The 25,875-nt window shown below is 71.7% G+C and carries 20 protein-coding genes and 3 pseudogenes; 15 read left to right on the top strand and 8 right to left on the bottom strand.

Annotated elements, in window-relative coordinates:
* The first annotated feature begins 9 nt into the window (after positions 1–9).
* The gene (locus tag I4I82_RS03310; RefSeq protein WP_226369851.1) at positions 10–747 is read left to right on the top strand and encodes an iron ABC transporter ATP-binding protein; all 738 of its coding nucleotides are present in this window, start codon (positions 10–12) and stop codon (positions 745–747) included.
* A gap of 49 nt (positions 748–796) precedes the next feature.
* On the opposite strand, the gene I4I82_RS03305 is transcribed toward I4I82_RS03310, so the two are convergent.
* The 6 genes from I4I82_RS03305 to I4I82_RS03280 all read right to left on the bottom strand — a co-directional run bounded on the left by I4I82_RS03305 (position 797) and on the right by I4I82_RS03280 (position 7,630).
* Positions 797–1,276: a DUF421 domain-containing protein gene (locus tag I4I82_RS03305; protein ID WP_218588766.1), complete on the bottom strand. Its 480-nt coding sequence runs from the start codon at positions 1,274–1,276 to the stop codon at positions 797–799.
* Entirely contained in the window at positions 1,276–1,803 is a 528-nt protein-coding gene (locus I4I82_RS03300) for a hypothetical protein (protein WP_218588767.1), read from the bottom strand. Before I4I82_RS03300 ends, I4I82_RS03305 begins: the two co-directional genes overlap by 1 nt.
* A 142-nt stretch (positions 1,804–1,945) precedes the next feature.
* A complete protein-coding gene (locus I4I82_RS03295; RefSeq protein ID WP_225920907.1) occupies positions 1,946–2,338 on the bottom strand; it encodes an ATP-binding protein in 393 nt (130 codons plus the stop codon).
* A complete protein-coding gene (locus tag I4I82_RS03290) occupies positions 2,338–2,664 on the bottom strand; it encodes an STAS domain-containing protein (protein ID WP_218588769.1) in 327 nt (108 codons plus the stop codon). Before I4I82_RS03290 ends, I4I82_RS03295 begins: the two co-directional genes overlap by 1 nt.
* The gene (locus tag I4I82_RS03285) at positions 2,661–4,808 is read right to left on the bottom strand and encodes a GAF domain-containing SpoIIE family protein phosphatase (RefSeq protein ID WP_218588770.1); all 2,148 of its coding nucleotides are present in this window, start codon (positions 4,806–4,808) and stop codon (positions 2,661–2,663) included. Before I4I82_RS03285 ends, I4I82_RS03290 begins: the two co-directional genes overlap by 4 nt.
* Entirely contained in the window at positions 4,802–7,630 is a 2,829-nt protein-coding gene (locus I4I82_RS03280) for a SpoIIE family protein phosphatase (protein WP_218588771.1), read from the bottom strand. Before I4I82_RS03280 ends, I4I82_RS03285 begins: the two co-directional genes overlap by 7 nt.
* 735 nt (positions 7,631–8,365) lie before the next feature.
* Here I4I82_RS03280 and I4I82_RS03275 point away from each other — a divergent pair.
* From I4I82_RS03275 to I4I82_RS03235, 9 genes and pseudogenes are all read left to right on the top strand, one after another.
* The gene (locus tag I4I82_RS03275) at positions 8,366–8,641 is read left to right on the top strand and encodes an LppU/SCO3897 family protein (protein WP_218588772.1); all 276 of its coding nucleotides are present in this window, start codon (positions 8,366–8,368) and stop codon (positions 8,639–8,641) included.
* A 317-nt stretch (positions 8,642–8,958) separates the two neighbouring features.
* Positions 8,959–9,233 (top strand): annotated as a pseudogene (locus tag I4I82_RS03270) (transposase); the annotation flags it as partial.
* Positions 9,234–10,138: 905 nt separating this feature from the next.
* Positions 10,139–10,981, top strand: a complete 843-nt coding sequence (locus I4I82_RS03265; RefSeq protein WP_218588773.1) for a GAF and ANTAR domain-containing protein — start codon at positions 10,139–10,141, stop codon at positions 10,979–10,981.
* Positions 10,982–11,449: 468 nt separating this feature from the next.
* A pseudogene (locus I4I82_RS34715) lies at positions 11,450–11,545 on the top strand (hypothetical protein); the annotation flags it as partial.
* 136 nt (positions 11,546–11,681) lie between these two features.
* Positions 11,682–12,077, top strand: coding sequence for a hypothetical protein (locus I4I82_RS03255; RefSeq protein WP_225920496.1), 396 nt, complete (start codon positions 11,682–11,684; stop codon positions 12,075–12,077).
* A 30-nt stretch (positions 12,078–12,107) separates the two neighbouring features.
* The gene (locus I4I82_RS03250; protein WP_226369850.1) at positions 12,108–12,365 is read left to right on the top strand and encodes a site-specific integrase; all 258 of its coding nucleotides are present in this window, start codon (positions 12,108–12,110) and stop codon (positions 12,363–12,365) included.
* An 854-nt stretch (positions 12,366–13,219) separates the two neighbouring features.
* Positions 13,220–14,884 carry a flavin-containing monooxygenase gene (locus tag I4I82_RS03245; RefSeq protein ID WP_218595203.1) on the top strand — a complete coding sequence of 555 codons (1,665 nt, stop codon included), beginning with the start codon at positions 13,220–13,222 and terminating at the stop codon, positions 14,882–14,884.
* A 10-nt stretch (positions 14,885–14,894) separates the two neighbouring features.
* Positions 14,895–16,481 carry a class I adenylate-forming enzyme family protein gene (locus I4I82_RS03240; RefSeq protein ID WP_218595202.1) on the top strand — a complete coding sequence of 529 codons (1,587 nt, stop codon included), beginning with the start codon at positions 14,895–14,897 and terminating at the stop codon, positions 16,479–16,481.
* Positions 16,482–16,562: 81 nt separating this feature from the next.
* Entirely contained in the window at positions 16,563–16,973 is a 411-nt protein-coding gene (locus I4I82_RS03235; protein ID WP_218595201.1) for a nuclear transport factor 2 family protein, read from the top strand.
* A gap of 90 nt (positions 16,974–17,063) precedes the next feature.
* On the opposite strand, the gene I4I82_RS03230 is transcribed toward I4I82_RS03235, so the two are convergent.
* Entirely contained in the window at positions 17,064–17,975 is a 912-nt protein-coding gene (locus I4I82_RS03230; protein WP_226369849.1) for an alpha/beta hydrolase, read from the bottom strand.
* Between the two features lie 255 nt (positions 17,976–18,230).
* Here I4I82_RS03230 and I4I82_RS03225 point away from each other — a divergent pair, with 255 nt between their 5' ends.
* The 3 genes from I4I82_RS03225 to I4I82_RS03215 are packed head-to-tail and all read left to right on the top strand — an operon-like array spanning position 18,231 to position 23,625.
* On the top strand, positions 18,231–19,829 hold the full coding sequence (locus tag I4I82_RS03225; RefSeq protein ID WP_218595200.1) for an acyl-CoA carboxylase subunit beta: 1,599 nt from the start codon (positions 18,231–18,233) through the stop codon (positions 19,827–19,829).
* A gap of 8 nt (positions 19,830–19,837) precedes the next feature.
* Positions 19,838–21,847 carry an ATP-binding protein gene (locus I4I82_RS03220; protein ID WP_226369848.1) on the top strand — a complete coding sequence of 670 codons (2,010 nt, stop codon included), beginning with the start codon at positions 19,838–19,840 and terminating at the stop codon, positions 21,845–21,847.
* Entirely contained in the window at positions 21,844–23,625 is a 1,782-nt protein-coding gene (locus I4I82_RS03215; protein ID WP_218595199.1) for an acyclic terpene utilization AtuA family protein, read from the top strand. Before I4I82_RS03220 ends, I4I82_RS03215 begins: the two co-directional genes overlap by 4 nt.
* 27 nt (positions 23,626–23,652) lie before the next feature.
* Here I4I82_RS03215 and I4I82_RS03210 read toward each other — a convergent pair whose 3' ends face one another.
* Complete coding sequence (locus tag I4I82_RS03210; RefSeq protein ID WP_218595198.1) at positions 23,653–24,252, bottom strand: TetR/AcrR family transcriptional regulator; 600 nt, start codon at positions 24,250–24,252, stop codon at positions 23,653–23,655.
* A gap of 392 nt (positions 24,253–24,644) precedes the next feature.
* Here I4I82_RS03210 and I4I82_RS03205 point away from each other — a divergent pair.
* Both I4I82_RS03205 and I4I82_RS03200 read left to right on the top strand, forming a co-directional pair.
* Positions 24,645–25,505: pseudogene (locus tag I4I82_RS03205) on the top strand (flavin-containing monooxygenase); the annotation flags it as partial.
* A gap of 142 nt (positions 25,506–25,647) precedes the next feature.
* The gene (locus tag I4I82_RS03200) at positions 25,648–25,869 is read left to right on the top strand and encodes a helix-turn-helix domain-containing protein (protein ID WP_218595197.1); all 222 of its coding nucleotides are present in this window, start codon (positions 25,648–25,650) and stop codon (positions 25,867–25,869) included.
* Positions 25,870–25,875: the final 6 nt, after the last annotated feature.

Here is a 25,875-nt window from a genome sequence, read left to right as displayed (position 1 = left end):
CTCCACGAGGTGACCAAGCACTACGGGTCGGACGTCTCCATCGGGCCGGTCGACCTGACGATCCCCCGGGGCGGCGTGACGGCGCTGATCGGCCCGAACGGCGCAGGCAAGTCGACGCTGCTCACGATGATCGGCAGGCTCCTCGGGATGGATGCCGGGACCATCGAGATCGCGGGCTACGACGTGGCGAGCACGAACTCCACCGACCTGGCCAAGGTGGTGTCGATCCTGCGCCAGGAGAACCACTTCATCACCCGGCTCACCGTCCGCCAGCTCGTGGGGTTCGGCCGCTTCCCGCACTCCGGCGGACGGCTCACCGTCGACGACGAGGAGGTCGTCAGCCGCTCGATCGACTTCCTCGGCCTGGGCGAGCTCGAGCACCGCTACCTCGACGAGCTGTCCGGGGGACAGCGGCAGCGGGCCTACGTCGCGATGGTGCTCGCCCAGGACACCGACTACCTCCTGCTCGACGAGCCCCTCAACAACCTCGACATGCAGCACTCCGTGCAGATGATGGGCCACCTGCGCCGCGCAGCCACCGAGCTCGGGCGCACCGTCGTGATCGTGGTGCACGACATCAACTTCGCCGGGCACTACGCCGACCGCATCTGCGCGGTCAAGGCCGGCTGTGTGGTGCGGGTCGGAACGCCCGACGAGATCATGCGCAGCGACGTGCTGTCCGACATCTTCGACACCCCGGTGGACGTGATCGACGGTCCCCGCGCCCGGCTCGCCGTGTACTACTGAGACGGCACCGACGCCGGTCGCGGGCGGGACCTCGAGGCGCGGTGGCGGATCAGCCGACGGAGGGGCGTTCGGGTGCGCCTGCGGAGTCGGACTCGTCGGTGAAGAAGGAGATCTTCCCGTCGGTCTCCAGGACGGCGAGGTCGACCTGGGTGAGGCGGCGGATGCCCTTCTCGCGGGCGGCGGCCATGAGGTCGTCGACGGAGAGCCGTTCGCGACGCATCTGCTCCAGCAGCGGTTCCCCGGCCCTCAGGATGATGACCGGGATGCCGTGGGTGAGGGGCCGTAGCCGGGGAGAACGTGCGTTCACCCAGGAGATGGCGATGGTGAGCAGGGCGAAGACGCTGACGGCGAGGACGCCGGACGTGACCGAGTAGTCCTGCTGCGTGATCGACTGTTGGACGAGGTCGCCCATCGTCACGTAGAGCAGGAGCTGGAAGGTGCTGAGCTCGCCGAGGGTGGCGCGGCCCGCGACGCGCGTGATGAGCCAGAGGAACCCGAACAGGACGACGGCCCGGACGATGATCTCCATCAGGGCACCAGCGCAGTGGTGAAGTCGACGAGGACGACGGATGCGCCGTCCTCGATCAGGCGGAGTCGGCCGGAGGCGCCCCACTGGCTGGAGGGCTGGATGTAGGCGTCGAAGTCGACGGTCAGGTTCTCGCCGGAGGGCGGGGGGTCGAAGGTCCAGTAGAGGAACTCGGCGTCGGCGGTCCGGGTGGCGGGTTCGGGGTCGAGGCCCTGGCTCTCGTAGATGTCGAAGTAGCTGCTGGTGACGGCGAGGGTGACCGGACCCGTGAAGCCACCGGTCCGGTGGACGCTCACGGTCCAGGGGACGTCGAGCCCGGCCCGGGCGATCCAGGCGTGCTCGAGCGACAACTCGAAAGGGCCGGCGGTCGCGGTGGTGGTGGTCGTGCGGACGCCGAACAGCCCGCCCGCTCCGGCGAGGACGATCACCAGCAGCAGCGCGATCGTCGCGCTGCGGCCACGCACGCTGCGCGGGCCGGCCGACGCGGGACGGACGTCGGCGAGTGTGGAGAGCTTCGGAGGCTCGGTCATGGAGTCCTCCTACCAGCCGCAGCCCGGGTTGACCGGACGGAACGGCCGGACGCGCCGTGGGCAGCTCGGCTTCCGCCCACGCTCGGGAGCGGCGATCTTCGCAGGATGCACGCGCCTGGCGCTGCCGCGCGGGATCGGCCGGTCATCGCCGCAGTTCGAACCACACCCGTTTGCCGTCACCGTAGGGCTCGGTGCCCCACCGCTCGGACAGTGCGTCGACGAGCGCGAGACCGTAGCCGCCGTCCGACGAGGGCTGATCGACGAGTGCGGCCCGGGCGCTGGACGAGTCGACAACCGCCACGCGGAGGCCGGGGCCGGAGAGATGAACCTCGAGCACCATCGGTGGTCTCCGGTTGCCGACGTGCCGTACGACGTTGGTGACGAGTTCGCTGACGAGCAGGTTCGCGTCGTCGCGGAACCGGTCGGCGTTCCAGGACAACAGCAGCTCTGAGAGCAGGTGTCGCGCGGTCGGGACGCTGCGGGGGTGTGTCGGCAGGTCGATCGATGCGCTCAATGCGGCAGCGAGGTCCGGCATCACGATGTGTCGTAGCCGGGTGCTGGTTCGGGGATGATCTCGAGCTTGGGCAGCAGTCCCAGTGCCCGGAAGACGCGCAGCGCCGGACCGGCGCCGAGGCGCACGGCGAGGCGGCGTCCGCAGGCCCGGGCCCGGTCGTCGGCCAGCAGCACGAGCCGGACGCCCGACGAGTCGACGAAGGTGAGCTCGGACAGGTCCAGGAGCAGCATCGCCGGGGTGCTCGCCTCGGCCTCGGTGACCTCGGCGTCGGCCCGGTCCACGGTGGTGATGTCGAGCTCTCCGCGCAGCACGACCCGTCGCACGTCACCGTCGTCGTGCTGGGTCACGGTGCGGCCCGGACGACGAGCAGCACGACGTCGTCGCGCGGCGGGCCGTGTCGGAAGGCCGCGACGTCGGAGAGGACGGCCTCGGCGACCGACTCCGCGCTGCGTCCGGCGCACTCCGCGACCACCGCCGCCAGGCGGTCCGGGCCGTACAGACCGTCCACTCCGTGAGCCTCCGTCACGCCGTCGGTGTACAGCACCAGCACCTCGCCGGGGGCGAGCCGCACGTCGACCTCGACCAGATCGATTTCGGGGTAGACGCCGAGGAGGGTACCGGGCGCGTCGAGCACCTCGACCCCGCCGGCGCGCAGCACCAGCGGTGGCTCGTGCCCGCCGCTGGTGAGTCGCACCGACGCGCCGCCGACGTCGGTGACGAGCTGCGCGTGCACCACCGTGGCGAACCGCGCGGGGTCCGTGCCGGGCTCGCGCAGCATCGCGGCGTTGAGCCGACGGAGCACCTCGGCGGGCTGCACACCGTGATCGACCTCGGCGCGGACGGTGTGCCGGATCAGCGCCGTGAGCGCCGCGGCCTCGGTGCCCTTGCCGCACACGTCGGCGACGGTCACCGCGCAGCGGTCGCGGCCGGGGACGACGTCGTAGAGGTCACCGCCCACCTGGACGGCCCCGGGATGGGCGGCCTGCGGAACGTAGCGGGCCGCGAGCTCCAGCCCGGTCATCGCGGGCAGGCTCCGCGGCAGCAGCGCCGACTGCAGGGTGCGCGCGATGGCCTGCTGCTGCTCGAACAGACGTGCGTTGTCGAGCGCGAGGGCCGCTGTCGCGGCCAGCTGCTGGGCGAAGGCCAGGTCGGTCTCGTCGAAGCGGTTGCCGGACTCCGCGTGGACCAGGGTGAGGGCGCCGAGACGGGTGTCGCGCACGACCAGCGGGACGACGACGGCCGAGCGCATGCCGATGCCCCGCAGGATGTCCAGGTGCGCCTCGTCGACGGCCGCAGCGACGAGCATCTCGTCGGGGATGTCGCGCAGGTGCACGGGCACGCCGGTGCGGGCCACCTGGATCGCGCCACCGGGCGCGTGGGGATCGGGCGGGTACCGGTGCTGCAGCTCGTCGACGAAGCGCACCTTGGCCGGATCGGCGTGGGCGACGGCGATGCGGTCGACGCGGTCGTCGCGCACGAGGTGCACGGCGCACCAGTCGGCGATCGTCGGGACGGCCAGGTCGGCGAGCTGCCGCAGGCGCTCCTGCACCGACAGCGGGGCCTCCATCAGGCGACCGGCCCGGGCCAGGAACGTCATCCGGTCGCGCTGCTGCTCGGCCGCGGCACGGGCCGCCTGCTCGGCCACCAGGAGCCGGGCGCGGTCGAGGGCCTGCGCGCACAGCGCCGCCACGGCCAGCAGGTGCCCGCGCTCGCCGGTGGTGAAGGCGCGGGGCCGGGCGAAGGTGAACACCGCGGCACCGAGGTCGCGGTCCTCGACCCGGAAGGGGATGCAGGCGGTGGCCTGGAAGCCTCCCGAGGTGCCGACCGGAGCCATCTCCGGGTACCGCAGCCGCCACTGCTCGGCGTCCTCGATCCACACGGGCTCGCCGTCGAGGACGGCGTCGGACAGGGGGCGGCCGTGCTGCAGGACCAGGTGCTCGTACTGCCGTCTGGTGGCCTCGGGCCAGCCGACGGAGTGCAGCACCTCGAGGCGGCCGGGCCCGGCCGAGGCGTACGCGCCCGCCGCGTCGGCGTGCAGCACCTCGACGGCGGCGGTGACGCACAGCGCGCCGATCGCCGACGGTGTGGCAGCCCGGGAGAGCTCGGTGGCGAGCTGCTGCAGCGCGGAGGACCGCCGACGGGCGCGCGCGGCGTCGATCAGCTCCAGTCCGTCGTGCCCCTCCCCGACGACGTGCAGCAGCACCCCGGCCACGCTGCCGTCGGGGTCGCGGATCGGGACGCAGCCGACCGTCACCGCGGCCGGACCCACCCCGGTCAGGCTCGGCTCGCCCTCGCGGTACGCCCGGTCCAGCGCGGCGAGGACGGCATCGCCCACGGGCAGGGACGCCCGTGCCGTGGTGCCGACGACGAGACCGGACCCGAGCAGCCGGTACGCGGTCGGGTCGAGCAGCTCCACCACGTGGTCCGGGCCGGCGGTGACGCCGATCGGGAAGGGCAGGTGACCGACGAGGTCGACGACGTCGGTCAGCATCCGGGAACCGTACCGGGACCGGGACGCTCCTGGCGCGTCCACCACTGGGGTGCGCTGCCGCCCGGCGCGCGCTGGGCCAGCGGTTCTGTGCTCGCGGGGATCCGGAAGACGATCGTGGTCCCCTGCGGGGTGGGGTGGAGCTCGACGTGCTCGGCCAGGGTGTGGATCACGGCGAGCCCGCGGCCGCGGTAGCCGGGGTCGGCCGGCGGCGGCCGCCAGGCGCCGAAGTCCTGCACGCTCGCCTCGACCGCCCCGTCCGCGGTGCGGTGCACCCGGCAGCGGATCTCGCCGGCGCCCCCGGCATAGGCGTGCTCGACGCAGTTGGTGGCTGCCTCGCTCAGAGCCAGCTGGAGGTCGTCGGCGCCGTCCTCGGACATGCCCGCGGCGACGGCCCAGGCGTGCACGTCGTGCCGCAGCCCGGGGAGGAGCAACGGGTCGGCGTCGAGGCGCCGTTCGAGCGGGCGGGGCACGAGCCGCGCGAGGACGAGCGCGACGTCGTCGCCGGTGTCGGAGCCGAGGACCTCGGCGAGGAGCACGTCGAGCAGTTCTCCGGGCGGACGCTGGTGGCCTCGTTCGGCCACGGCAGCGAGCCGCTGCAGCCCGTCGTCGACGACCTGGCCGCGACGTTCGACGAGGCCGTCGGTGTAGAGGGCGACCGTGGTGCCCGGGACGACGGTCTCTCGACCTTCGCCGTAGGGCGCACGGTCGGACACTCCGAGCAGCGCGCCCTGCCCGCCCTGCGCGAAGCGGGTGCCGTCGGGACCGGCGATCAGGGGCGGTACGTGCCCCGCCGCCGACCAGGCCACGTCGCCGCTGTCCGTGTCGATGGTCAGACACAGCGCGGTACTTCCCCGAGCGCCGGGTATGCGTCGGGCGGCGCGGTCCAGGCCCTCCAGCGCCTGGGCGGGGGAGTGACCGTCGTGCAGGTAGGCCGACACGACACTGCGCAGCTGGCCCATGACCGCCGCCGCGGTGGGGCCCTGCCCGACCACGTCGCCCACCACGAGCGCGACCCGGGCCGGGCCGAGGGCGAAGACGTCGTACCAGTCGCCGCCGGCCTCGAACTCCTGCTGGGCGGGCTCGTAGTGCGCGGCCAGGGCGAGGTGGGCGAACGCGGGCAGGGAGGTGGGCAGCAGGGCGCGCTGCAGGGCCCGGGCGAGCTGCCACCGCTGGTCCGCCAGCGCCGCGCGCTCGAAGGCCTGGGCGGCCTGGCCCGCCAGCGTCGCGGCGAAGTCGCGTTCGTCGGGCAGGAGGTGACCGGATCCGCTGCGCTCCACGGCCAGCACCCCGACGACGCGTTCGCCGACGGTGAGCGGGATCGCGGCGATGGGGCCGGTCGAGGTCGGTGGCCACACCGGTCCGCGGCCGGCCGCGGCGCGCGCCACCGCACCCGGGCCGTCGACCCGCAGGACCGGCTCCCCGCTCGCCCTACCGGGATCCCCGTCGTGACGGTGCACCAGGTGCAGGTGCAGGCCGTCGGGGGCCACCGCGTAGACCGCGGCGCTGCTCGTCGCCAGCGCCCGCCGCACCCCGTCGACCAGCGCGCGGGCGGTCTCGAGCAGGGTTCCTGCCGAGGCGAGCGCTGTGGTGACCTCGTGCAACCGGGTGGCCCGCTCCGCGACCCGGTCGGCGTCCACCGCGGCGGCGATGCGTCGCGCGAGCAGCTCGGCCATGTCCACCTCGGCCCTGGATCCCTCGGCTGTGCCGGTGTCGGAGGTGGTCGCGAGGTCGAGCCCGGCGACGCGCAGCGTCCCGAGCACCCGGTCGGTGCCGACCAGGGGAACGACGAGGTCGTCACCGTCGTGCCCGTTCCCGACCTGCCGAGCGCCCGGCGCTGCTGCGACCGGTTCGCTGCGCCCGTCCGGACCGCGCAGTTCCACCTCGACCCGCCCGCCCAGTACGCGAGCGATGATCGGGAGGAACCGTCGCAGCCGCTCGGCGAGCGGACCCGGTTCGGTCGGCAGCGCCGCTGCCCGGGCCAGCAGCGCGTCGCGCTCGGCGGCGCGCCGGGCGGCGGTCACGTCGTGCAGCGTCGCGAGGTAGGAGCGGCCTCCACGGCTGCCGACCGGAAGCTCACTGTAGGAGACGGACACCCAGACGCGGGCCCGGGTCGTGACGTGCCGCAGCGGCACGACGGCGCGCCCGCGTTCCTCGGTCGACGCCCGCGTCCACGCCGACTCGACCAGGGCGAACCCCTCCGGGTCCTCCTCGGCCGCCGGGAGGAAGGGGTGCGGTGGACCGAACGGGACGTCCTCGGGCCGCAGGCCGAGCAGATCCGTCGCGGCCGCGTTGGCCGAGACGATCGCGCCGCCGGCGCCGTCCACGATGCAGCAGCCCTCCTGGTTCGCGGCGAGCACCGCGCTGCGCCAGGCTCGGTCGAGGTGGTCCGAGCGCGCCGCGTCGAGGGCGGATCGCAGACCGGTCAGCACGTCGTGGGCGGACGAGGGCACGGAGAGCAGGTCGTCCAGGCCTGACTGCAGCCCCTGCAGCACGGCGTCGTCCTCCGCCCGGCACGTCAGCAGGATCGCCGGCACCGCTGCCGACGCGGGCCGCGCGCGGACCTCGGTGAGCAGGCCGGACCTCGTGGAGCCGAGCACCAGGACGTCGATCGTGTGCCGCCCGACCGCCTCCAACGCGTCGGCCCTGTCGTGCCCGACGAGGACGGTGCAGTGCGGGCCGAGCAGGCTCGCGACGAGGCTGCGTCGCTGTGGGTCGTCATCGACGAGCAGGAGGACGGGCCGGTCGGCGTCGCCCGTGCCCGCCACCTGTTCCTGGTGTCCGGCGTCCGCCGTGGCGTCCTCGGCCCCGGGAGCCGTCGTCATCGGCCTTCCCGGGACGACGGGCGGAGTCCGGAGGGCGCGTGGAACACGTGCTCATCGGACGTGGGCGCGACTGATCGCGCACCGCGGGCGGGCGTTGCGCATCGACGGAGCCGGTGGGTCATGACTCTCCTCGCGGCCACGTGGCTGAAGCCGCGGGACGAGTATGTCGCCGGTCGGCGTGTCGCGCATCGCGAACCGGTCGAGCTGCGGTCGGCGGCCTCCCGGTGCACGCGGCGCAGGACGTCGAGCAGCAGCAGCCCGGGCTCCGTGCGGCAACCGGCGGCGGTCTTCCGGCGTGTGGCCGCCGCAGCAGGTCTGGACGACCGGCGGTGGTTACCGCGCGAACTCCGCCCTCAGCGCCGCCCAGAAGGCCAAGAAGACCTGGTCCGAATCCTCCGATTGGGCTCTGACCAGGCCTACGTGGTGGGCGCTGGACCACCAACGCCGCGACCAGCAGCGCGAGGCCGCCGACGATCCGGGCGAATGGACGCCGGGACGCGCATCGCAACATGGGGAGGTATGTCCGGTGCGGCGCTGAGCGTCGTCTGAACCGGGCCCGTCGCCCGCGCTGTGACGACGGCGTTTCGGTGACGGTGTGACCCGACTTCGACGGCGACATCGACGAGGTGACCGCGTCATGACGAGGTATGGCTGACTCGTGCCGAGGGCCGGGTAACGGAGATCGACCGCGGCTCGACGTACACGCAAGCCCCCAGCACTGCAAGGAGATCGACGTTGAATCCCAAGTCCCCCAGCCGCTTGATCCTGCCCGGCATCCTGGTCGCGGGCGGCGCCCTCGCGGCGTTGCTGTTCAGCGATGGTGGCGGGATCGAGCGCGGCGACTGCGTCTCGGTCGCGAACCAGGGCGGCGCGACGGCCAGGATCACTGAGGTCGATTGCGACAGCGGACGAGCTGTGGTCAGCACCGTCGATGACATCGACAACTGCCCGAACGGAACCGAGGGCTATGCCGTCGAGGGTAAAGATCTCTGCCTGCGTTCCAGCAGCTAAGGGTGTGAAGGTGCGACCCGTCCGAGGACCGCGGGTTTCAAGCTGGATTCGGGAACCGCCGCGGCGATGACCGGATCATGGCGCCATCAGGCCCCCACGGTTCGGCGGGTGTTCGCCACCCGTCAGTGTTGCGTGGGCGGTGGTTGAGACGGTGTTGGACAGCGCGCAGTGCGTCGAGGTCGTGAGTCGACAGGTCGGTGGATCAGTCTCGGTGGCGGCTGCCCGTTCGGGCAGCGTCCCGATCACCGAGCGACTCATCCGGCCGAGGTCACGTCTCCGCTGGTGGTGTAACTCCCGGCCCGTTCGGCGTACCTATCCAGGCGTTGATCGTGGCCGAGCTCACCGACGCGATCGGTGCCGGCCCTCACGAGCGTTCCGCGGAACGCACCGCCCAGCGCAACGGGCACCGCGTCCGCATCCTGTCCACGACGGCGGGATGCGGCGTCGCGGATCCCGAAGCTGCGCACCGGCTCGGTCTCCCCGTCGCTGCTCGAGCGGCGCGCCGGTCGAGCAGGCCCTGTTCGCGGTGGTGATGGAGTCCCATCTGCGCGGCGTGTCCACTCGCAAGGTCGAGGACCTGGTCGAAGCCCTCTACTGCAAGGCCCGGGTGGACCACCGCCCGCAATCCCCATGCCGACCGGGTGATCCGCCGATCCTGCGTCGCTGTCGGCCAGGGTGATCCCGCTCAGCAGCCGGGCAGGGCGAGTCGCAGTCCGGCGGTCCGGCCGAAGGTGTGTTCAACGGCCGGACCTGGGGTGCACGGCGCGCGGCGGACGTCTACCCCTCCGGACGACGGTACGGGGCGGGCTCCGTGATCGCTGGTGGCGAGCCGGGCTTCCGGTACCAGCTCCTGGCGCTGCGCATCCGCTGTCGGCGCGCTCGGTCGTCCTCCCGCATCTGCACCGTCCGCCGGCGGACCGCGTCCAGTTCGGCGCACAGCACGACCCGGTGCGCCCGCACCCGCGCCAGATGGCCAGAGGCGCTCACCTCCAGGCGCTGCTCACTCATCGAGGACGCGCAGCGCGTCGGCGAGGCAGGCGTGCAGGGAGAGCACCCCGTCCAGGCCCGTGATCCGCAGCGGCACGGCGACCGGTGGATGCTGCGCGACCAGGCCGACGGTGGCGAACTGCGCGTGGCACTCGAGCAGGACGTGGAGCCCGGCGGAGGCCAGGAAACCCCACCCGGCTCAGGTCGACCACCAGATCGCGCACCGGCGGCCGACCGCGGAGGTCGCGGGTGCACGCCTCGCGCAGGACCGGTGCAGTCGCCATGTCCACCTCACCAGCGACGCACACCAGCCTCACGGCGGGACGCGGAAAGGCGATCTGGACGCTGATGCGGCGCATATGGTCTCCCGGGGGGTACCGGGGATCGGTGGTGTGGCGCACGACGGCCTCGCTGTGTCGCGCTTGATCGCAATCCTGGGTCATCAAGACCAGCACCAAGCACCGCCTGTCTACCAGCCTCGCCGGCGCAGCGGTACCTGTGATGGGCTGTATGAGTCCAACGGCGGGGTTCCGCACGGAGAAGAAGGTGAGCACGACGACCACCCATCATGTGAGCAGTGCTTCCGGGCGCCCCGACGACCGGGCGGGTTCATCCGGCAGCGACGGTCGCGGCCGCCCGTCCAGCAGCGACACCGGCAAGCACCTGCACCCGGACGACCTCGCGGTGCACCTGAGCGAGCTGGCGCGGGAGCTGCAGCAGGAACCCACCCTGGACGACACCTTGGCGGGCATCGTGCAAGCGGCGGTCGACAACGTGCCCGGGGCGCAGATCGCCGCCATCAGCCGGGTGACCCGGCGTACGACGATCGAGACGACGGCGTGCACCGACGAGCTGGCCCAGCGGGTGGATCGGGCCCAGTACGAGACCGGGCAGGGCCCGTGCATGAGCACCATCTACAACCAGCGCTCCATGCGGCTGTCGGACATGGGCACGGAGGACCGGTGGCCGCAGTTCACCGGGCGGGCTCTGGAGTTGGGCATCGGGTCGATGATGTCGGTACAGCTCTACGTCGAGGGCGAGAACCTCGGCGCGCTCAACCTCTACAACCACGACCCGCACGGCTTCGACGACGAGTCCGAGCACATCGCCCTGCTCCTGGCCAGCCACGCCGCGATCGCCCTCGTCGGGTCCGAACAGCACCAACGGCTGAGCCGCGGCCTCGAGTCGCGCGACCTGATCGGCCAGGCCAAGGGCATCCTGATGGAACGCTACAAGATCAGCAGCGAGGTGGCGTTCCAGCTGCTGATCCGCGCGAGCCAGGCCACCAACACCAAGCTGCGCGACGTCGCCGACCACCTCACCAGCACCGGCGAGGTTCCCGGCGGCGGCTGACGCGGTAGTCGCTGATGCCGCTCGGCGGGCAGAGCAAGGCAGAGCGAGATATGCCGGAAGCGATGCTTCCGGCCGGCTCAGGGGCGTGGTCAGTGCGGAACGGGGGCGTTCCTCGGGTTCGAGATGGACCACGAGCGAGGAGGCCGTCATCGAGATGGCGGCAGCGGAGTTCGAGGCCCGCCGATGATCACCAAGGTGGTGCTCGGGAGGCGAGTCGGTGGGCTGGTCTCCCCTACCGGATGGGGCCGGGGCGGGCGCAGGAGCACGTGTGGCCGCGGATGATCGCGAGCTGGGGCGGACGGGACACGGGGTGGCAGCCGGCGCAGACCGGTCCGGGTGAGTTCGACCTCGAGCTGGGCCCGATGATCCGGGCGCTGCGCGCCCCGGCGATCGCCGCCGGACCGGGCGAGTTCGACGACCGGGGCCGGCGCGGCAACGCCTCCCGTGGATCGGTCGAAGGAGGCAGAGATGCGGAACGAGGAGCACGAGGGCGGCGACCAGACGGTGCAGCTGTACCGCGTTCCCGAGGCGATGCGGCTGCTGTCGTTGAGCCGTTCGGTGATCTACGAGCTGATCCGCTCGGGCCGGCTGCGCTCGGTGACCCAGGGCCGGCCCGGCTCATCCCCGCCGCCGCGATCGCCGAGTACGTCGCTTTGCTGGTGCGGCAAGCCGATGACGGCGCGGCGTAGCCGCGGCGACGGTGGCCTGCACTACGACGAGGCACGACAGCGATGGGTCGCGACCATCACCGTGGGGTCACACGCCCTCCGGCAAGCGCATCGTCGGCAAGGCCAGCGGACGCACCCGGACCGAGGCGCGCAACCGGCTCAAGGAGCTCGTCCGCGACCACGACGACGGCGTCCTGATCGCCGCGCAGAGCTACACCGTGCAGCAGGCGGTGCAGGACTGGCCCGACCACGGGCTCGGCGGGCGGGACCCGAGCACGGTGCAGACCCTGCGCGACCTCGCGCTGCGTCACGTCGTCCCGGCGCTGGGCCGACGCAAGATGCGTGCGCTGACGTGGGAGCACGTCGACCTGGTTGGCGATCTGGACGGCGTCCCACCGGTTCCGCCGAACGTGCGGGTCTGGCGTTGACACGGGGTTCGCGGCGGACACTCGCGTTGCGTGGAGGCGTTGGAGGAGCACCGCGACCGGCAGGTGGCCACCCGAGCTGCGGCGGGAGAGCGGTGGACCGACCGCGACTTGGTCTTCGCGGCCGAGGCGGGGACGGTGATGCCCGCCGCCGACGTGCGCCGTGACTTCCAGCGCGTGGCCGTCGCTGCCGGCCTGAACGACCGTCGGTGGTCACCGCGGGAGCTGCGCCACAGCTTCGTGTCGCTGCTGTCGGACGGGGGAGTGCCGTCGAGGAGATCGCCCGGTTGATCGGGCACACGGGCGGCTCGAAGGTGACCGAGTCGGTCTACCGCAAGCAGCTGCGGCCGGTCATCGAGGAGGGTGCGACGGCCACGAACCGCGTGTTCCCGGGGCGACGCCGGGATAGTGACTCACGTAGTTACCCAATCCCGCCCAGAACGCCAAGAAGGCCTGGGCAGGATCCCCAGATGGGGTTCTGACCAGGCCTTACGTGGTGGGCGATACAAGGATTGAACTTGTGACCTCTTCCGTGTCAAGAAGGTCGTGTGAGTGCACCTCAAGGGCGTATGTGCAGGTCAGGGCGCCGCGACGTCCCCCGGCATCCCCGGAAATCCGTCCGGATCCAGGTCCGTAGTCACCCAGTCGGTCAACCAGATGTTGATCTTCAGACGCTGTGGCGCCTTTGCTCGCCGTGGTCGAACCGTGGTCGGCGCGTGGCTGTGACGGCGCGGCGTCGGGCAGGCGGTCCTGCCTGAGTGCTCGGCGAGCCATGGTCATGAATCCCGGGGACCACGTCGGGACCACGACCTGGAGTGTGTTGTCGGGTCCTGTGGTCGGTCCGTGTCTGCGCGGTGTCGTGCCGATCGAGTCGCGATCGCGCATGGTCTCGACGAGGGTCGCCTCCGGCGTGGTCGACGAGCAGACGCAGAACGAGATTCCGGGCAAGAGTTGACTGACGAGTCGACTCGGTGTTCCATGTCACCAGTGCTTCAGAGGTGCACACGCGCTCGATCACCTTTCACGGCCCACGAACATTGACCCACGAGTCGAGTACCGCCACGATGCGGGCGAGTCGCGGTCAGGACGCGTTCCAGTTCTTCGCGGCGCCCGCCGGGCGACCTCGAACTCCGAGGAGGAGACCGATGTCAACGCAGACGACGGACACCGGCAGGACCGACAGCGGGACCGACTTCGACGCCGTCGTGGTCGGAGCGGGGTTCTCCGGGCTGCGCATGCTCATCGAGCTGCGCAGGCTCGGGTTGTCCGCCGTCGCCGTCGAAGCGGGAACGGACGTCGGTGGGACGTGGTACTGGAACAGGTACCCGGGCGCGCGAACCGACAGCGAGAGCTGGTCCTACTGCTTCTCGTCCTTCCCGGAACTCCTCGAGGAGTGGACGTGGAAGGAGCGCTACCCGAAGCAGCAGGAGGTGCTCGACTACCAGCGGTTCGTGGCCGACAAGTTCGACCTCCGCAAGAACATCCGGTTCAGCACGCGGGTCGAGTCGGCGTCCTACGACGCCCGGTCGAATACCTGGAGCGTCCGCACCGACACCGGTGACACGCTCCGGTGCACGTACTTCATCACCGGGCTGGGCCACCTGTCCGTGCCTCACAAGCCGCAGTTCGCGGGCATCGACTCGTTCGCCGGCGAGGTGTACGTGACCGGCAACTGGCCGAAGGAGCCGGTGGACTTCGCCGGGAAGCGGGTCGGGGTCATCGGTGCAGGGGCCAGTGCGGTGCAGGCGATCCCCGTCATCGCCGAGGAGGCGGCGCACCTGACCGTCTTCCAGCGGACGCCCAACTTCGTGGTCCCCGCGCAGAACCACCCGCTGAGCGAGGAGCAGGTCGCGCAGATCAAGGCCGACTACCCCGCGATCTGGCAGAAGGCGCAGTCGCACGTCTTCGGCTTCCCGATGAGCCCGGCCGGTCGGGTCTACGACGACGTCACCGACGAGGAGCGCGAGCAGGTCTTCGAGCAGGGCTGGCGCGACGGAGGTTTCCACTACGTGTTCGAGACCTTCGACGACATCCTCATCGACCAGCGCTCCAACGACGCCGCGTCCGAGTTCATCCGCGGCAAGATTCGCGAGACCGTGAAGGACCCGGTCACGGCCGAGCTGCTGTGCCCGAAGGGCTACCCCTACGTCGCGAAGCGCCCGCCGGCGGGCCACGGCTACTACGAGACCTACAACCGCGACGACGTCACGCTCGTCGACGTCCTGTCCGACCCGATCGCCGAGATCGTCCCCGGCGGGGTGCGCACCGCGTCGGGGGCCGAGCACCAGGTGGACGTCCTGGTGTTCGCCACCGGCTTCGACGCCGTGACCGGCGCCCTGGAGAAGATCGACATCGCGGGTGTGGACGGTCGCAGGCTGACCGACGAGTGGCGCGAGGGGCCGCAGACCTACCTCGGGATCTCCAACCCCGGCTTCCCGAACCTCCTCTTCATCTGCGGGCCGCAGAGCGCCTACGCCAACATCCCGGTCGTCGTGGAGAAGGTCGTGTGGACCCTCGGGCAGGCGCTCGAGCGGATGGGCGAGCAGGGCCTGGACCGCATCGAGGCGACGCCGGAGGCCGCCGCGGCGTGGAAGGCGCACCTCGACGAGGTGCTCCACATGACGCTCATCCCGCAGGGCGAGAAGGTGGGCAGCTGGTACCTCGGGGCGAACATCCCCGGCAAGCCCCGCAGCCCGTTGTTCTACTTCGGTGGGGCCGGCGCCTACGCGCAGTGGCTGGACGGCGTGGTCGCGAAGGACTTCGACGGGTTCGTGCTGTCGAGCTCCGCCGAGCCCGCCCAGGTCGGTTGAGAGGCGCCCGATGACCGCAGAGCCTTCCGGCTACAGCCCGTCGACCCTCGCTGATGCCCTCGCGGCGGCGTGCCGGGGCCGTTCCACCGCGCCGTTCCTCCTGGGCGAGGACGGTGCCGCCGATGCGACCTACGGCGACGTGCATCGCCGCAGCGACCAGTTCGCGGCGGGGTTGCTGGCGGCCGGCGTGCGCGCCGGCGACCGGATCGCCGTCGCCGCGCCGAACTCGCCCGAGTGGATCGCCACCTGGTTCGCCGCCGCCAAGATCGGGGCGGTCCTGGTGACGCTGAACGTGGCGTACCGGGAGCGCGAGTTCGAGTACATGCTCAACCAGTCGGCGACGACGGTGCTGGTGTGCGTCGACGAGCACCGGGACTTCGACTTCGTGGAGTTCCTGGAGGGGCTGCGCGACCGGCTGCCCACCGTGCGGCACTTCGTCACCCTCGGCCGGCGGACGCTCGCGGGAGGCGTCAGCTGGAGCGACCTGCTGATCGAGGAGCCCGATGTCGGGGTGATCCGGCGCGCGTCGGCCTCGGTGCAGCCGGACGATCCCGCCGTGCTGCTGTACACCTCCGGCACCACCGGCGACCCGAAGGGTGCGGTGCTGACGCACCGCAGCATCCTCGCCTCGGCGCAGGCGCAGGTCGCCCACCTGGATCAACGTGCCGATGACGTGGCGATCGGGCACATGCCCCTGAACCACGTCGGCGGGATGACCTGCACGGTCGCCGCAGCGATGATCGCCGGAGGGAGCGTGGCCCTCCTCGCCGGCTACCACCCTCGAACAGCACTGCAGACGACCGTCGAGCGGCGCGTCACGCTCTTCGTCGGAGTCCCGACGATGTACGCGATGATGCTGGGACTGCCGGAGTTCGCCGAGGCGGACACGTCATCGGTGCGGACCTGTGTCATCGGCGGATCGAACGTCGAACCGGAGCTGGGCAAGCGGATCCTCGACGTCTTCGCCGGGGCCCGCCTTGCCAACCTCTACGGCCTGTCCGAGACGTCGGGCGGCTGCGTCATCTCGGCCGCCGACGACGACATGGACACCCTCACCAGCACGATCGGTGTCCCCATCGGGCCCTTCGCGGCGCGGGTGGTCGACGACGAGGGCGGTGTGGTCGAGCCCGGAGGGGAGGGGGAGCTGCAGATCAGCGGCGCCTGCGTCGCCGCCGGCTACTGGGAACGTCCTGACGAGACGAGTGCGACCTTCGTCCCGGGGGGCTGGCTCGCCACCGGCGACATGGCGGTGCTCCGGCCCGACGGCCGCATCGCACTGCGCGGCCGGAAGAAGGAGATGTACGTGCGCGGGGGGTACAACGTCTACCCCGCCGAGATCGAGAACGTCCTGGCCGCCGACCACCGCATCGCTATGAGTGCCGTCATCGGTGTGCCCCACCCGGTCTTCGGCGAGGTGGGCAGGGCCTACGTCGTCCCGGCCGCCGGTGCGCTCGTCGACGTGGACGCGCTCGTCGAGCGGTGCCGACGACAGCTCGCCGAGTACAAGGTGCCGGGCGAGATCGTCGTCGTCGAGTCACTGCCGCTCACCCCCTCGGGGAAGATCAAGAAGGTCGCGTTGCGCGATCAGCAGCTCTGAGCCCCCCGGCCGGGCGCGAGCCCGTTCGAGTGCGATCACCGACGTCCGCACCAGGCGGCGTCCGTCCGAAGAGGAGTCATCATGTCCGCGGAAGCGAACAAGGAACTGGTCCGGCGCGCCTGCTCGCACATCGACAAGAGGGAGTTCGACGCGCTCATGGACGTCCTCGCCGAGGACGCGACGTGGGAACTCCCCAACCGCAAGGACCGGTTCGAGTACGGCGGCCCCAACGACAAGGAGGGGACCTACAAGCTGCTGACCGGCTTCCTCACGCCGTTCGACGAGTTCTCCTTCACCGTGAAGAGCCTGACCGCCGAAGGCGACCGGGTGGCGGTGGAGGCGAACTCCCACGGGATCGGTCCGGGCTCCGCGGAGTACGTCAACAACTACCAGATGATGTGGACGATCAAGGACGGCAAGGTGCTCAGCGTCAAGGAGGCCCTGGACCCGTTCCAGGTGCTGGCCTACGTCGAGCAGGTCCAGGCGCAGTAGCGACGGCTCGTCGGACCGTCACGCACCGCAGACGACGCCGAGAGGCGGGTCTCCGCACCGGAGACCCGCCTCTCGGCGTCGTTGCGTCCGTCAGGAGAGTCCGAGCTTGGCGCGCGCCCACGACCCGGCGGCGCTCACCGTGTCGTCGGCCTCCTGGGCGCGGCCGACCATGAACGGGTAGACGTGCTGCTGCCCGGGGGAGATCGAGAACTCGACCTCGACGTCGTGGTCCCGGGCGCGGTCGGCCAGGCGCTGCGAGTCGTCGAGCAGGCACTCCGCACCACCTGCCGCGACGAACAGGGGCGGCAACCCGGTGAGGTCGGCGTGCAGCGGGTTGGCCAGCGGATCGGTGGGGGAGCCGCTCTCGCCGAGGTACATCGCCCCCATCATCTCGACGACGGGCCGCTGGACCAGTGCATCGGTCTCGGCGTTGGTGTCGAGGGTCTTGCCGAGGTGCTCCATGTCGACCCAGGGGGAGAAGGCGACGATTCCGGCGGGCAGCGGTTCGCCGAGCTCGCGCAGCCTGACCACCAGGGACACCGCGAGGTTGCCTCCCGCGGAGTCGCCCGCAGTGACGATGCGTCCGGCCTCGATGCCCTGTCCGCGCAGGTACCGGTACGCCGCGAGCGCATCGTCGAGTGCAGCGGGGAACGGGTGCTCGGGGGCGAGCCGGTAGTCGGGCATGAAGGCGCGGGCCCCCGTCGCCCTGGCCAGGTGGGCAGCCAGCTTCCGGTGGCTCGCGATGCTGTTGGCCACGAACCCGCCGCCGTGGGTGTAGAGGACGACGCGGTCCGCAGCGGCGCCGGCAGGTGTGCACCACAGGCCGCGGACGCCGTCTGCGTCGACCTCGGAGTAGGTGACGTCCTCCGGCTCGGCGCCGCGGTCGCCGAGCTCGTTCATCATCGCCCGGAGGGCGAGGAGATCCATTCCGGGATCGGCAGCCATCCGGTCGCTCATCGACTGGAAATGCGCGCGCAGGGCGTCTGACTCGGTGCTGGGCACTGCGTCCTCCTTGACGTCGAGTGGGGTCGCCTCGATCAGGCTCGTGCGGAGGCGCCGTAACAGACAACACCATCTCGACTCACCGGTCAATTTTCTCTCCCTCTGCACAGGCTGCGCCAGGGCTGCACAGCCGGCAAGACCCGGCACAGGGCGAAAATCTCCTCGCTCAAGAGTTGATTCATGAGTCGAAAGTTGGTTTCATCAGGAGTGGCCCCGCCGGCCGCGAGGCCCGGACGAGATGGGATGGCTGAACACATGGCAGTGCTGGGAACCTCCCTGGACCCTGAGTCGGCCCAGTTCGCCCGGGACCGGCAGGCGATGCTGGAGTCGTTGCGCCCGTTCTCCGAGCTCGCCCGGCAGGTGCTCGCGGCAGGCGGCGAGCGGGCTGTGGACCGGCACCACTCGCGCGGGCGCCTGCTGGCGCGGGAGCGGGTGGACCTGTTGCTGGACGAGGACGCGCCCTTCCTGGAGCTGTCGAGCTACGCCGGTGCCCACGAGCCGGACGGTCAACCGGGCGGCCGGTTGATCACGGGCGTCGGCGCGGTCTCGGGCACCGAGTGCATGGTCATCGCGAACCAGTCCACGGTGAAGGGCGGTTCGCTGAACCCTGCGGCGGTCGACAAGCAGTTGCGGGCGCTCGACATCGCCCACCGCAACCGGCTCCCGGTGATCTCCCTCGTGGAGTCCGGGGGTGCAGACCTGCCCAGCCAGGCCGACATCTTCGTCCCCGGCGGTCGCACCTTCCACGAGCTGACCCGTCTCTCGGCTGCCGGGATCCCCACGGTGTCGCTGGTCTTCGGCAGCTCGACCGCCGGAGGCGCGTACCTGCCGGGCCTGAGCGAGTACACGGTGCTGGTGAAGGAGGCCGCGACGGTCTACCTCGGAGGGCCGCCGCTGGTGAAGATGGCCATCAGCGAGGACGTCGACGACGAGTCGCTCGGTGGCGCGGAGATGCACGCGCGCGTGTCCGGCCTGGCCGACTACCTCGCCGAGGACGAGCGCGACGCGATCCGCACCGGTCGTCAGATCATCGCCGACCTGCGGTGGCGCCGCGCCGGTCCCGGCCCGTCCCTGCCCGCCGACCCACCGGTGCACGACCCGGACGGGCTGCTGGGCTGCGCGGCGTCGGACCCGAAGCGGGCGGTCGAGGTCCGGGAGATCCTGGCGCGCGTCCTCGACGGCTCGCGGTTCTCGGAGTTCAAGCCGCTCTACGGCACGCAGCTGGTGTGCGGGTGGGGGTCGATCGCCGGCTTCCCGGTCGGGGTGCTGGCCAACAACGGGATCCTCTTCTCGGAGGAGTCCAACAAGGGTGCGCACTTCATCCAGCTCGCCAACGCCCGCAGCACCCCGTTGCTGTTCGTCCAGAACATCACGGGCTTCATGGTCGGCAGCGCCGCCGAGCGCGGCGGCATCATCAAGGACGGGGCGAAGCTGATCAACGCCGTGTCCAACTCGGCGGTGCCGCACCTGACGCTGATGGTCGGCGCGTCCTACGGCGCGGGGAACTACGCCATGTCCGGGCGGGCCTACGATCCGCGGTTCGTCTTCACCTGGCCCAGCCACCGGATCGCGGTCATGGGCGGCACGCAGCTGGCCGGCGTGATGTCGATCGTCCAGCAGCGGGCAGCGGAGCGAGCGGGCAGGCCCTACGACGAGGAGACCGACGCCCGGGTCCGCCGCGAGACCGAGGAGATGATCGAAGCCCAGTCGGGTGCGGTCTACGCCACCGGCCGCCTGTGGGACGACGGCGTGATCGACCCCCGCCACACGCGCACGGTGCTCGGACTGGCCCTGTCGGCGACGCACTCGGCGCCCGTCGCCGGTGCGGACAACTTCGCCCCGTTCCGGATGTGAGGACGACCGTGACCCGGATCAGCACGCTCCTGGTGGCCAACCGCGGCGAGATCGCCCGACGGGTCATCCGCACGGCCCGTGCCATAGGCATCCGCACGGTGGCCGTCTACTCCGAGCCCGATGCCCGTTCTCCGCACGTCCTCGACGCCGATGCGGCGGTGGGCATCGGCGGTACGACGAGCGCGCAGTCCTACCTGGACGGCGAGAAGATCCTCGACGCGGCTCGGCGCAGCGGTGCGGACGCGCTGCACCCCGGCTACGGGTTCCTGTCCGAGAACGCCGGGTTCGCGGAGGCGTGCGCGCACGCCGGGGTGCTGTTCGTCGGGCCCGGGCCGGAGTCGATGCGCGACATGGGGCTCAAGGACAGGGCGAAGGAGATCGCCCGCAAGGCCGGGGTCCCGGTCCTGCCCGACGCCCGGCTGGACGGCGACGACCAGCAGGAGTGGCTGGCGGAGGCCGAGGGCGTCGGGTTCCCACTGCTGGTGAAGGCGGTCGCCGGTGGAGGCGGCAAGGGGATGCGGCTGGTCCGCACCGCCGACGGGCTCGTCGACGCCGTCGCGGGCGCCCGTCGCGAGGCCGGGAGCTCCTTCGGCAACCCGACGGTCTTCCTCGAGCGCTACCTCGACGCGGCGCGGCACGTCGAGATCCAGGTCTTCGGGGACACCCACGGCAACGCGATCCACCTGGGTGAGCGGGAGTGCTCGGTGCAGCGGCGCCACCAGAAGGTGCTCGAGGAGGCGCCGTCACCGGTGGTGAGCCCCCACTTGCGGGAGCGCATGGGGACGACGTCGGTGTCCCTCGTCCGCGAGCTGGGCTACCTCGGCGCCGGCACCGTCGAGTACCTCCTCGACGACCGCAGCGGTGAGTTCTACTTCCTGGAGATGAACACGCGACTGCAGGTCGAGCACCCGGTGACCGAGGAGGTCACCGGCGTGGACCTGGTCGCGCTGCAGCTGCGGGTGGCGCAGGGCGAGGCCATCGGCATCGAGCAGGCGGACGTCGTCCCACGGGGACACGCCATCGAGGTGCGGCTCTACGCCGAGGACCCGGCGCGGGACTACCTGCCCACCCCCGGCACCCTGCACCGGTACGCCCACCAACCCCGGCCCGGCCTGCGGTACGAGGACGGTGTCGCGGCGTCGGGTGAGGTCTCGGCGTTCTACGACCCGATGCTCGCCAAGATCATCGCTCGCGGCGACACCCGCGCGGAGGCCGCCGGGCAGCTCGCCGCGGCGCTCGACGCCGTCCAGGTGCACGGCATCACGACCAACCGCGAGTTCCTCGCCGCCCTGCTGCGCGATCGGGACTTCCTGGCGGGGGAGACCCGCACCGACTTCCTCGACCTCCACCCGCAGCTGCTCGACCCCTCGCCCGCGACTCCGCCCGTGGTGCACCTGGCCGCTGCGATCGCGGTGTCCGTGGCCCGCCGGCGCGCCGACGACCTCGTCGGTGGTCACGCGCCTCCCGGGTTCCGGCCGCTGATCGCCGACCTGCTGACCACGGCGGAATGGGCGCCGGTGGGCGGCGAGCCCGTGCTCGTCGGCTACCGGCTCGGGAGCGGGCACGGCGACACCGACATGGTCCTCGTGACCGACGGGGTGCGGCACGAGTTCACGCTGCTCCGGCTCGGGCCGGACGCCGTACGGGTCCGGCACGAGGGCGTGGACGTCCCGTGCACGGTCGCCGCGCACCCCGACGGCTCCGTGTGGGTCAACGATCCCCGCGCGCAGTCCGGCTGGCACCCACGGCCGCGCCTGCCCGAGGCCGGCGCCGGGAGTGCCGCGGCGACCGGTCCGGTCAGTGCGATGCCGGGCACCGTCGTCGCCGTCCAGGTTGCGGTGGGGGAGCGCGTGGCTGCGGGCCAGACGCTCGTCGTGGTGGAGGCCATGAAGATGGAGCATCCGGCGGTCGCCGCCGTCGACGGCGTCGTCGACGAGATCCACGTCGAGGTGGGCCGGTTCGTCCAGGCCGGCACGCTGCTCGTCGCCATCGCGCCGGTGGAGGGCACCCTGTCATGACCGGGCCGCGGGCGCTGCGCGTCGCCAACTGCTCCGGCTTCTTCGGAGACCGGCTCTCCGCTGCGCGGGAGATGGTCGACGGCGGGCCCATCGACGTCCTGACCGGCGACTGGTTGGCCGAGCTGACGATGGGCCTGCTGGTCAAGCAGCGCCGCCGCGACCCCGGCGCCGGGTACGCGCGGACCTTCGTGAGCCAGATGGCCGACGTGCTGGGCGACTGCCTCGACCGGGGCATCAAGGTGGTGTCCAACGCGGGTGGACTGAACCCCCACGGCTGCGCGGCCGAGGTGGCCGCCGTCGCCGAGCGCCTCGGCCGCACCGTGCGGGTCGCCGTCGTCGACGGCGACGACGCCACCGAGGCGTTCGCCCGCGAACGGGCCGCCGGGTGGACCGCCCCGCACCTCGACACCGGCCGACCGTTCGCCACGACGGGACGCGAGCCCGAGGTGGTCAGCGCCTACCTGGGCGGCTGGGGGATAACCGAGGCCCTCGGCGCGGGCGCGGACGTCGTGGTCACCGGGCGGGTCACCGACGCCGCCGTCATCCTGGGGCCCGCGGCGTGGCACTTCGGGTGGGCCCGCGACGACTGGGACGCACTGGCCGGTGCTGTCGCCGCAGGCCACGTCATCGAGTGCGGCGCGCAGGCGACCGGGGGCAACTTCTCCTTCTTCCACGAGGTCCCCGACATGGCCCGGGCCGGGTTCCCGATCGCGGAGATCGCCTCCGACGGATCCGCGGTGATCACCAAGCATCCGGGTACGGGCGGCGCCGTCACCGTGGAGACGGTCACGGCCCAGCTGCTCTACGAGGTCGACGGGCCGCGCTACCTCAACCCCGACGTGGTCACCCGGCTCGACACCGTTCGCCTCGAACAGGAGGGCGAGGACCGGGTCCGGATCTCCGGGGCCCGTGGCGAGCCCGCACCGCCGACGGTCAAGGTCGGAGCACTGGTGAGCGGCGGTTGGCGCAACGAGACGACGTTCGTCCTCACGGGCACCGGGATCGAGGCCAAGGCGGAGCTGGCCCGGGCGGCGCTCTGGGCCGCGGTGCCCGGCGGCGAGGAGTCGTTCGACGACGTCACCGTCCGCCTGCTGCGGGCCGACCGGCCCGACCCGGCCACCATGGCCGAGGCCGTCGCGCTGCTGACCGTCACCGTGGTCGGACCGGACCGCGCTCGGGTGGCGTCGTTCTCCCGGCATGCCGTGGAGCTCGGCCTTGCGACCTACCCGGGCCTGTACTTCACCGGACCTCCCGGCGCCGGCGCCGAGATCAGCGTGTTCTGGCCGACGCTGCTGCCCGCCGAACGCCTCACGCAGCGGGTCACGCTCGGGGTGGACAGCTGGGAGACCACGCCGGCCGCCACGAGCGTGGCGGCGCACCCGGCCCCGGCCCCGGACGCGACGCCGCCCGGTGCTCCGGTGCCCTCCGGACCGACGTCCCGCGCTCCGCTCGGCACCGTGCTCGGGTCCCGCTCCGGGGACAAGGCGGGCAACGCGACCCTGGGCGTCTGGGCCCGCGACGACGCGACGCACGCGTGGTTGCGGTCGTGGTGGGGCGAGGACCGACTGCGCACCCTCATCCCTGAGGCCGAAGGCTGCGAGCTGCGCCTGTGGGAGCTTCCGCTGCTGCGCGCGTGCGGCGTCACGGTCGTGGGTCTGCTCGGTCGGGGCGTCGCGGCGAACCCGCACCTGGACTCCCAGGGCAAGGGTCTGGGCGAGTACCTGCGCGCCAAGCACGTCGACATCCCGACGGTGCTGCTGCCCGCCCGCGACGGATGAACCCCGGATCGCGCAGGATGGACCTGCTCAGTCCTCGATGGCGGGCTGCACGCGGAGACCGATGGCCTGGGCCCACAGCCTCGACAGCGTCTCCACTGCGACGTCCTCGTCGTACTCGATGCCGTGCACGAACCACAGCATGGTGAAGTTCTCGATCATCCCGCCGAGCAGGGACGCGGCCGTGGGCGCGTCGAGCGCCGGGTCGGCCAGGCCGCGCTTCTGGAGGCTGCGGATGCCGGCCTCGTTCCGGCGGAGGAACGGTTCCCGGATGCGCAGCTTGAGCTCGCGGAACCGCGGGTCGCGGTAGGCCAGCTCCTCGATCATGGCGATCAACCGGGCGTTGCGCGCCGCGACCACGAGGTACTCACGGTTCGCGGCGCGGATCTTGTCGACCGGATCGGTGGCGTGGCTCGTGGCCGCCTGCGACGCGTTGTACATCTCGCCGGTGACGGCGGTGAACAACTCGTCGAGGATCGACTCCTTCGACTCGAAGTAGTGGTAGAAGACCCCGTAGGACGTGCCGGCCCGCGCCGCGATGTCGGACAGACGGGCATCCCGATACCCGAGCTCCTCGAACACCTCACGCGCCGCGCTGACCAGGGCGGCACGCGTCTTGCGGCCGCGCACCGTCGCGGGGCTGCTGCTGGCAGCGGCTGCGAGCGGACTCTTCGCTGCGGCGGCTCGTGTTGACGCGCTGCCGCGTCGTCGGGCGGGAGCGCCCGGATCGCGAGCCATACGACCTCCTCTGACGGCCTCGATCATCCCCAGGCGACCCTCGTCCTGATCCACGGATCGATCCATGAAGCTCGTGAATCCGTGGTGAGGACGCCAGACCGCCTGGCACAGCGAATACTAGTTGATCCGCCGATCGACGGCGCTGCCGGCGGGACGGGCGATCCTCGGCGCGGCCTGCGAAGGCGGGCGCACCCACGACATTTGTCTCGCCCCTCCGCGACCGCTGTCCCTTCGCGCAGGGCGGAGCGCTCGGTTCACTGGCTGCAGACAGGGGGCGCTGCCGAGTGCACGTACCCGACGGTGGTTCGAGGGAGGGGCGGCGCGTGTCTGCTGACGTGATCGAGGGGACGCTGGACTTCGATCCAGCTGAGCTCAAGCGCAGGTACGAGGAGGAGCGCGCCCGCCGCCTCCGCGTCGACGGGCGGCGCCGGTACGCCCGCGCCGGCGGAAGGTTCGCTCGCTTCCGCAAGGACCCGTGTGTCGATCCCGACGTTCGGCGGGAGCCTCTTCGCGAGTACACGACCGTCATCGTGGCCGGCGGTGGATTCGGCGGACTCCTCCAGGGCGCGCGGCTGCGTGAAGCAGGTGTGTCGGACGTCCGCGTCGTCGAGGTCGGTGGTGACTTCGGCGGTACGTGGTACTGGAACCGCTATCCGGGAGCCATGTGCGACATCGAGGCGCACGTCTACCTCCCCCTGCTGGAGGAGCTCGACTACGCACCCCGGACGCGCTACTCCTACGCCCCGGAGATGCTGGAGCACAGCCGGCGCATAGGTCAGGCCTACGGCCTGTACGACCGCGCCCTGTTCCAGACCGCGATCACAGGTGCCGCATGGAACAAGGCCGACGGTCGGTGGCACGTCCGCACGGACCGCGGCGACGAGCTGACGTCGGACTACCTCGTTCTGGCCTGTGGCCGGCAGAGCCTGCCGAAGCTGCCGAACCTGCCGGGCATCGACCGTTTCCGCCCGCACACCTTCCACACGAGCAGGTGGGACTACGCCTACACCGGCGGCGCCTTCGACCGCCCGATGACGGGCCTGGCCGACAAGCGCGTCGGGATCATCGGTACCGGCGCCACCGCCGTCCAGGTCGTGCCGGAGCTCGCGAAGACGGCGAAGCAGGTGATCGTGTTCCAGCGGACTCCGTCGAGCGTCGGGTACCGCGGGAACCGCGAGACGCCGCAGGACTGGGTCGACATGAGCAAGCCGGGCTGGCAGCGGCAACGGAGCGCGTCACGCGGATCGTCACCGTGGGCCTCCCGTGGATCGGTCGAAGGAGGCAGAGATGTGGAACGAGGAGCACGAGGGCGGCGACCAGACGGTGCAGCTGTACCGCGTTCCCGAGGCGATGCGGCTGCTGTCGTTGAGCCGTTCGGTGATCTACGAGCTGATCCGCTCGGGCCGGCTGCGCTCGGTGACCCAGGGCCGGCCCGGGCTCATCCCCGCCGCCGCGATCGCCGAGTACGTCGCTTTGCTGGTGCGGCAAGCCGATGACGGCGCGGCGTAGCCGCGG

Origin of the sequence: Pseudonocardia oceani, from assembly GCF_019263585.2 — a bacterium.
In the GTDB taxonomy this organism is placed as follows: Bacteria; Actinomycetota; Actinomycetes; order Mycobacteriales; family Pseudonocardiaceae; genus Pseudonocardia; species Pseudonocardia oceani.
This window is presented reverse-complemented; position numbering and strand designations above follow the sequence as displayed.

Bases quoted from the DNA above. Each gene is read 5' to 3' on its own strand.
- I4I82_RS03305 (WP_218588766.1), bottom strand. From the start codon at position 1,276: ATGGAGATCATCGTCCGGGCCGTCGTCCTGTTCGGGTTCCTCTGGCTC.
- I4I82_RS03300 (WP_218588767.1), bottom strand. From the start codon at position 1,803: ATGACCGAGCCTCCGAAGCTCTCCACACTCGCCGACGTCCGTCCCGCG.
- I4I82_RS03295 (WP_225920907.1), bottom strand. From the start codon at position 2,338: ATGCCGGACCTCGCTGCCGCATTGAGCGCATCGATCGACCTGCCGACA.
- I4I82_RS03285 (WP_218588770.1), bottom strand. From the start codon at position 4,808: ATGCTGACCGACGTCGTCGACCTCGTCGGTCACCTGCCCTTCCCGATC.
- I4I82_RS03280 (WP_218588771.1), bottom strand. From the start codon at position 7,630: ATGACGACGGCTCCCGGGGCCGAGGACGCCACGGCGGACGCCGGACAC.
- I4I82_RS03265 (WP_218588773.1), top strand. From the start codon at position 10,139: ATGAGTCCAACGGCGGGGTTCCGCACGGAGAAGAAGGTGAGCACGACG.
- I4I82_RS03245 (WP_218595203.1), top strand. From the start codon at position 13,220: ATGTCAACGCAGACGACGGACACCGGCAGGACCGACAGCGGGACCGAC.
- I4I82_RS03240 (WP_218595202.1), top strand. From the start codon at position 14,895: ATGACCGCAGAGCCTTCCGGCTACAGCCCGTCGACCCTCGCTGATGCC.
- I4I82_RS03235 (WP_218595201.1), top strand. From the start codon at position 16,563: ATGTCCGCGGAAGCGAACAAGGAACTGGTCCGGCGCGCCTGCTCGCAC.
- I4I82_RS03225 (WP_218595200.1), top strand. From the start codon at position 18,231: ATGGCAGTGCTGGGAACCTCCCTGGACCCTGAGTCGGCCCAGTTCGCC.
- I4I82_RS03215 (WP_218595199.1), top strand. From the start codon at position 21,844: ATGACCGGGCCGCGGGCGCTGCGCGTCGCCAACTGCTCCGGCTTCTTC.
- I4I82_RS03200 (WP_218595197.1), top strand. From the start codon at position 25,648: ATGTGGAACGAGGAGCACGAGGGCGGCGACCAGACGGTGCAGCTGTAC.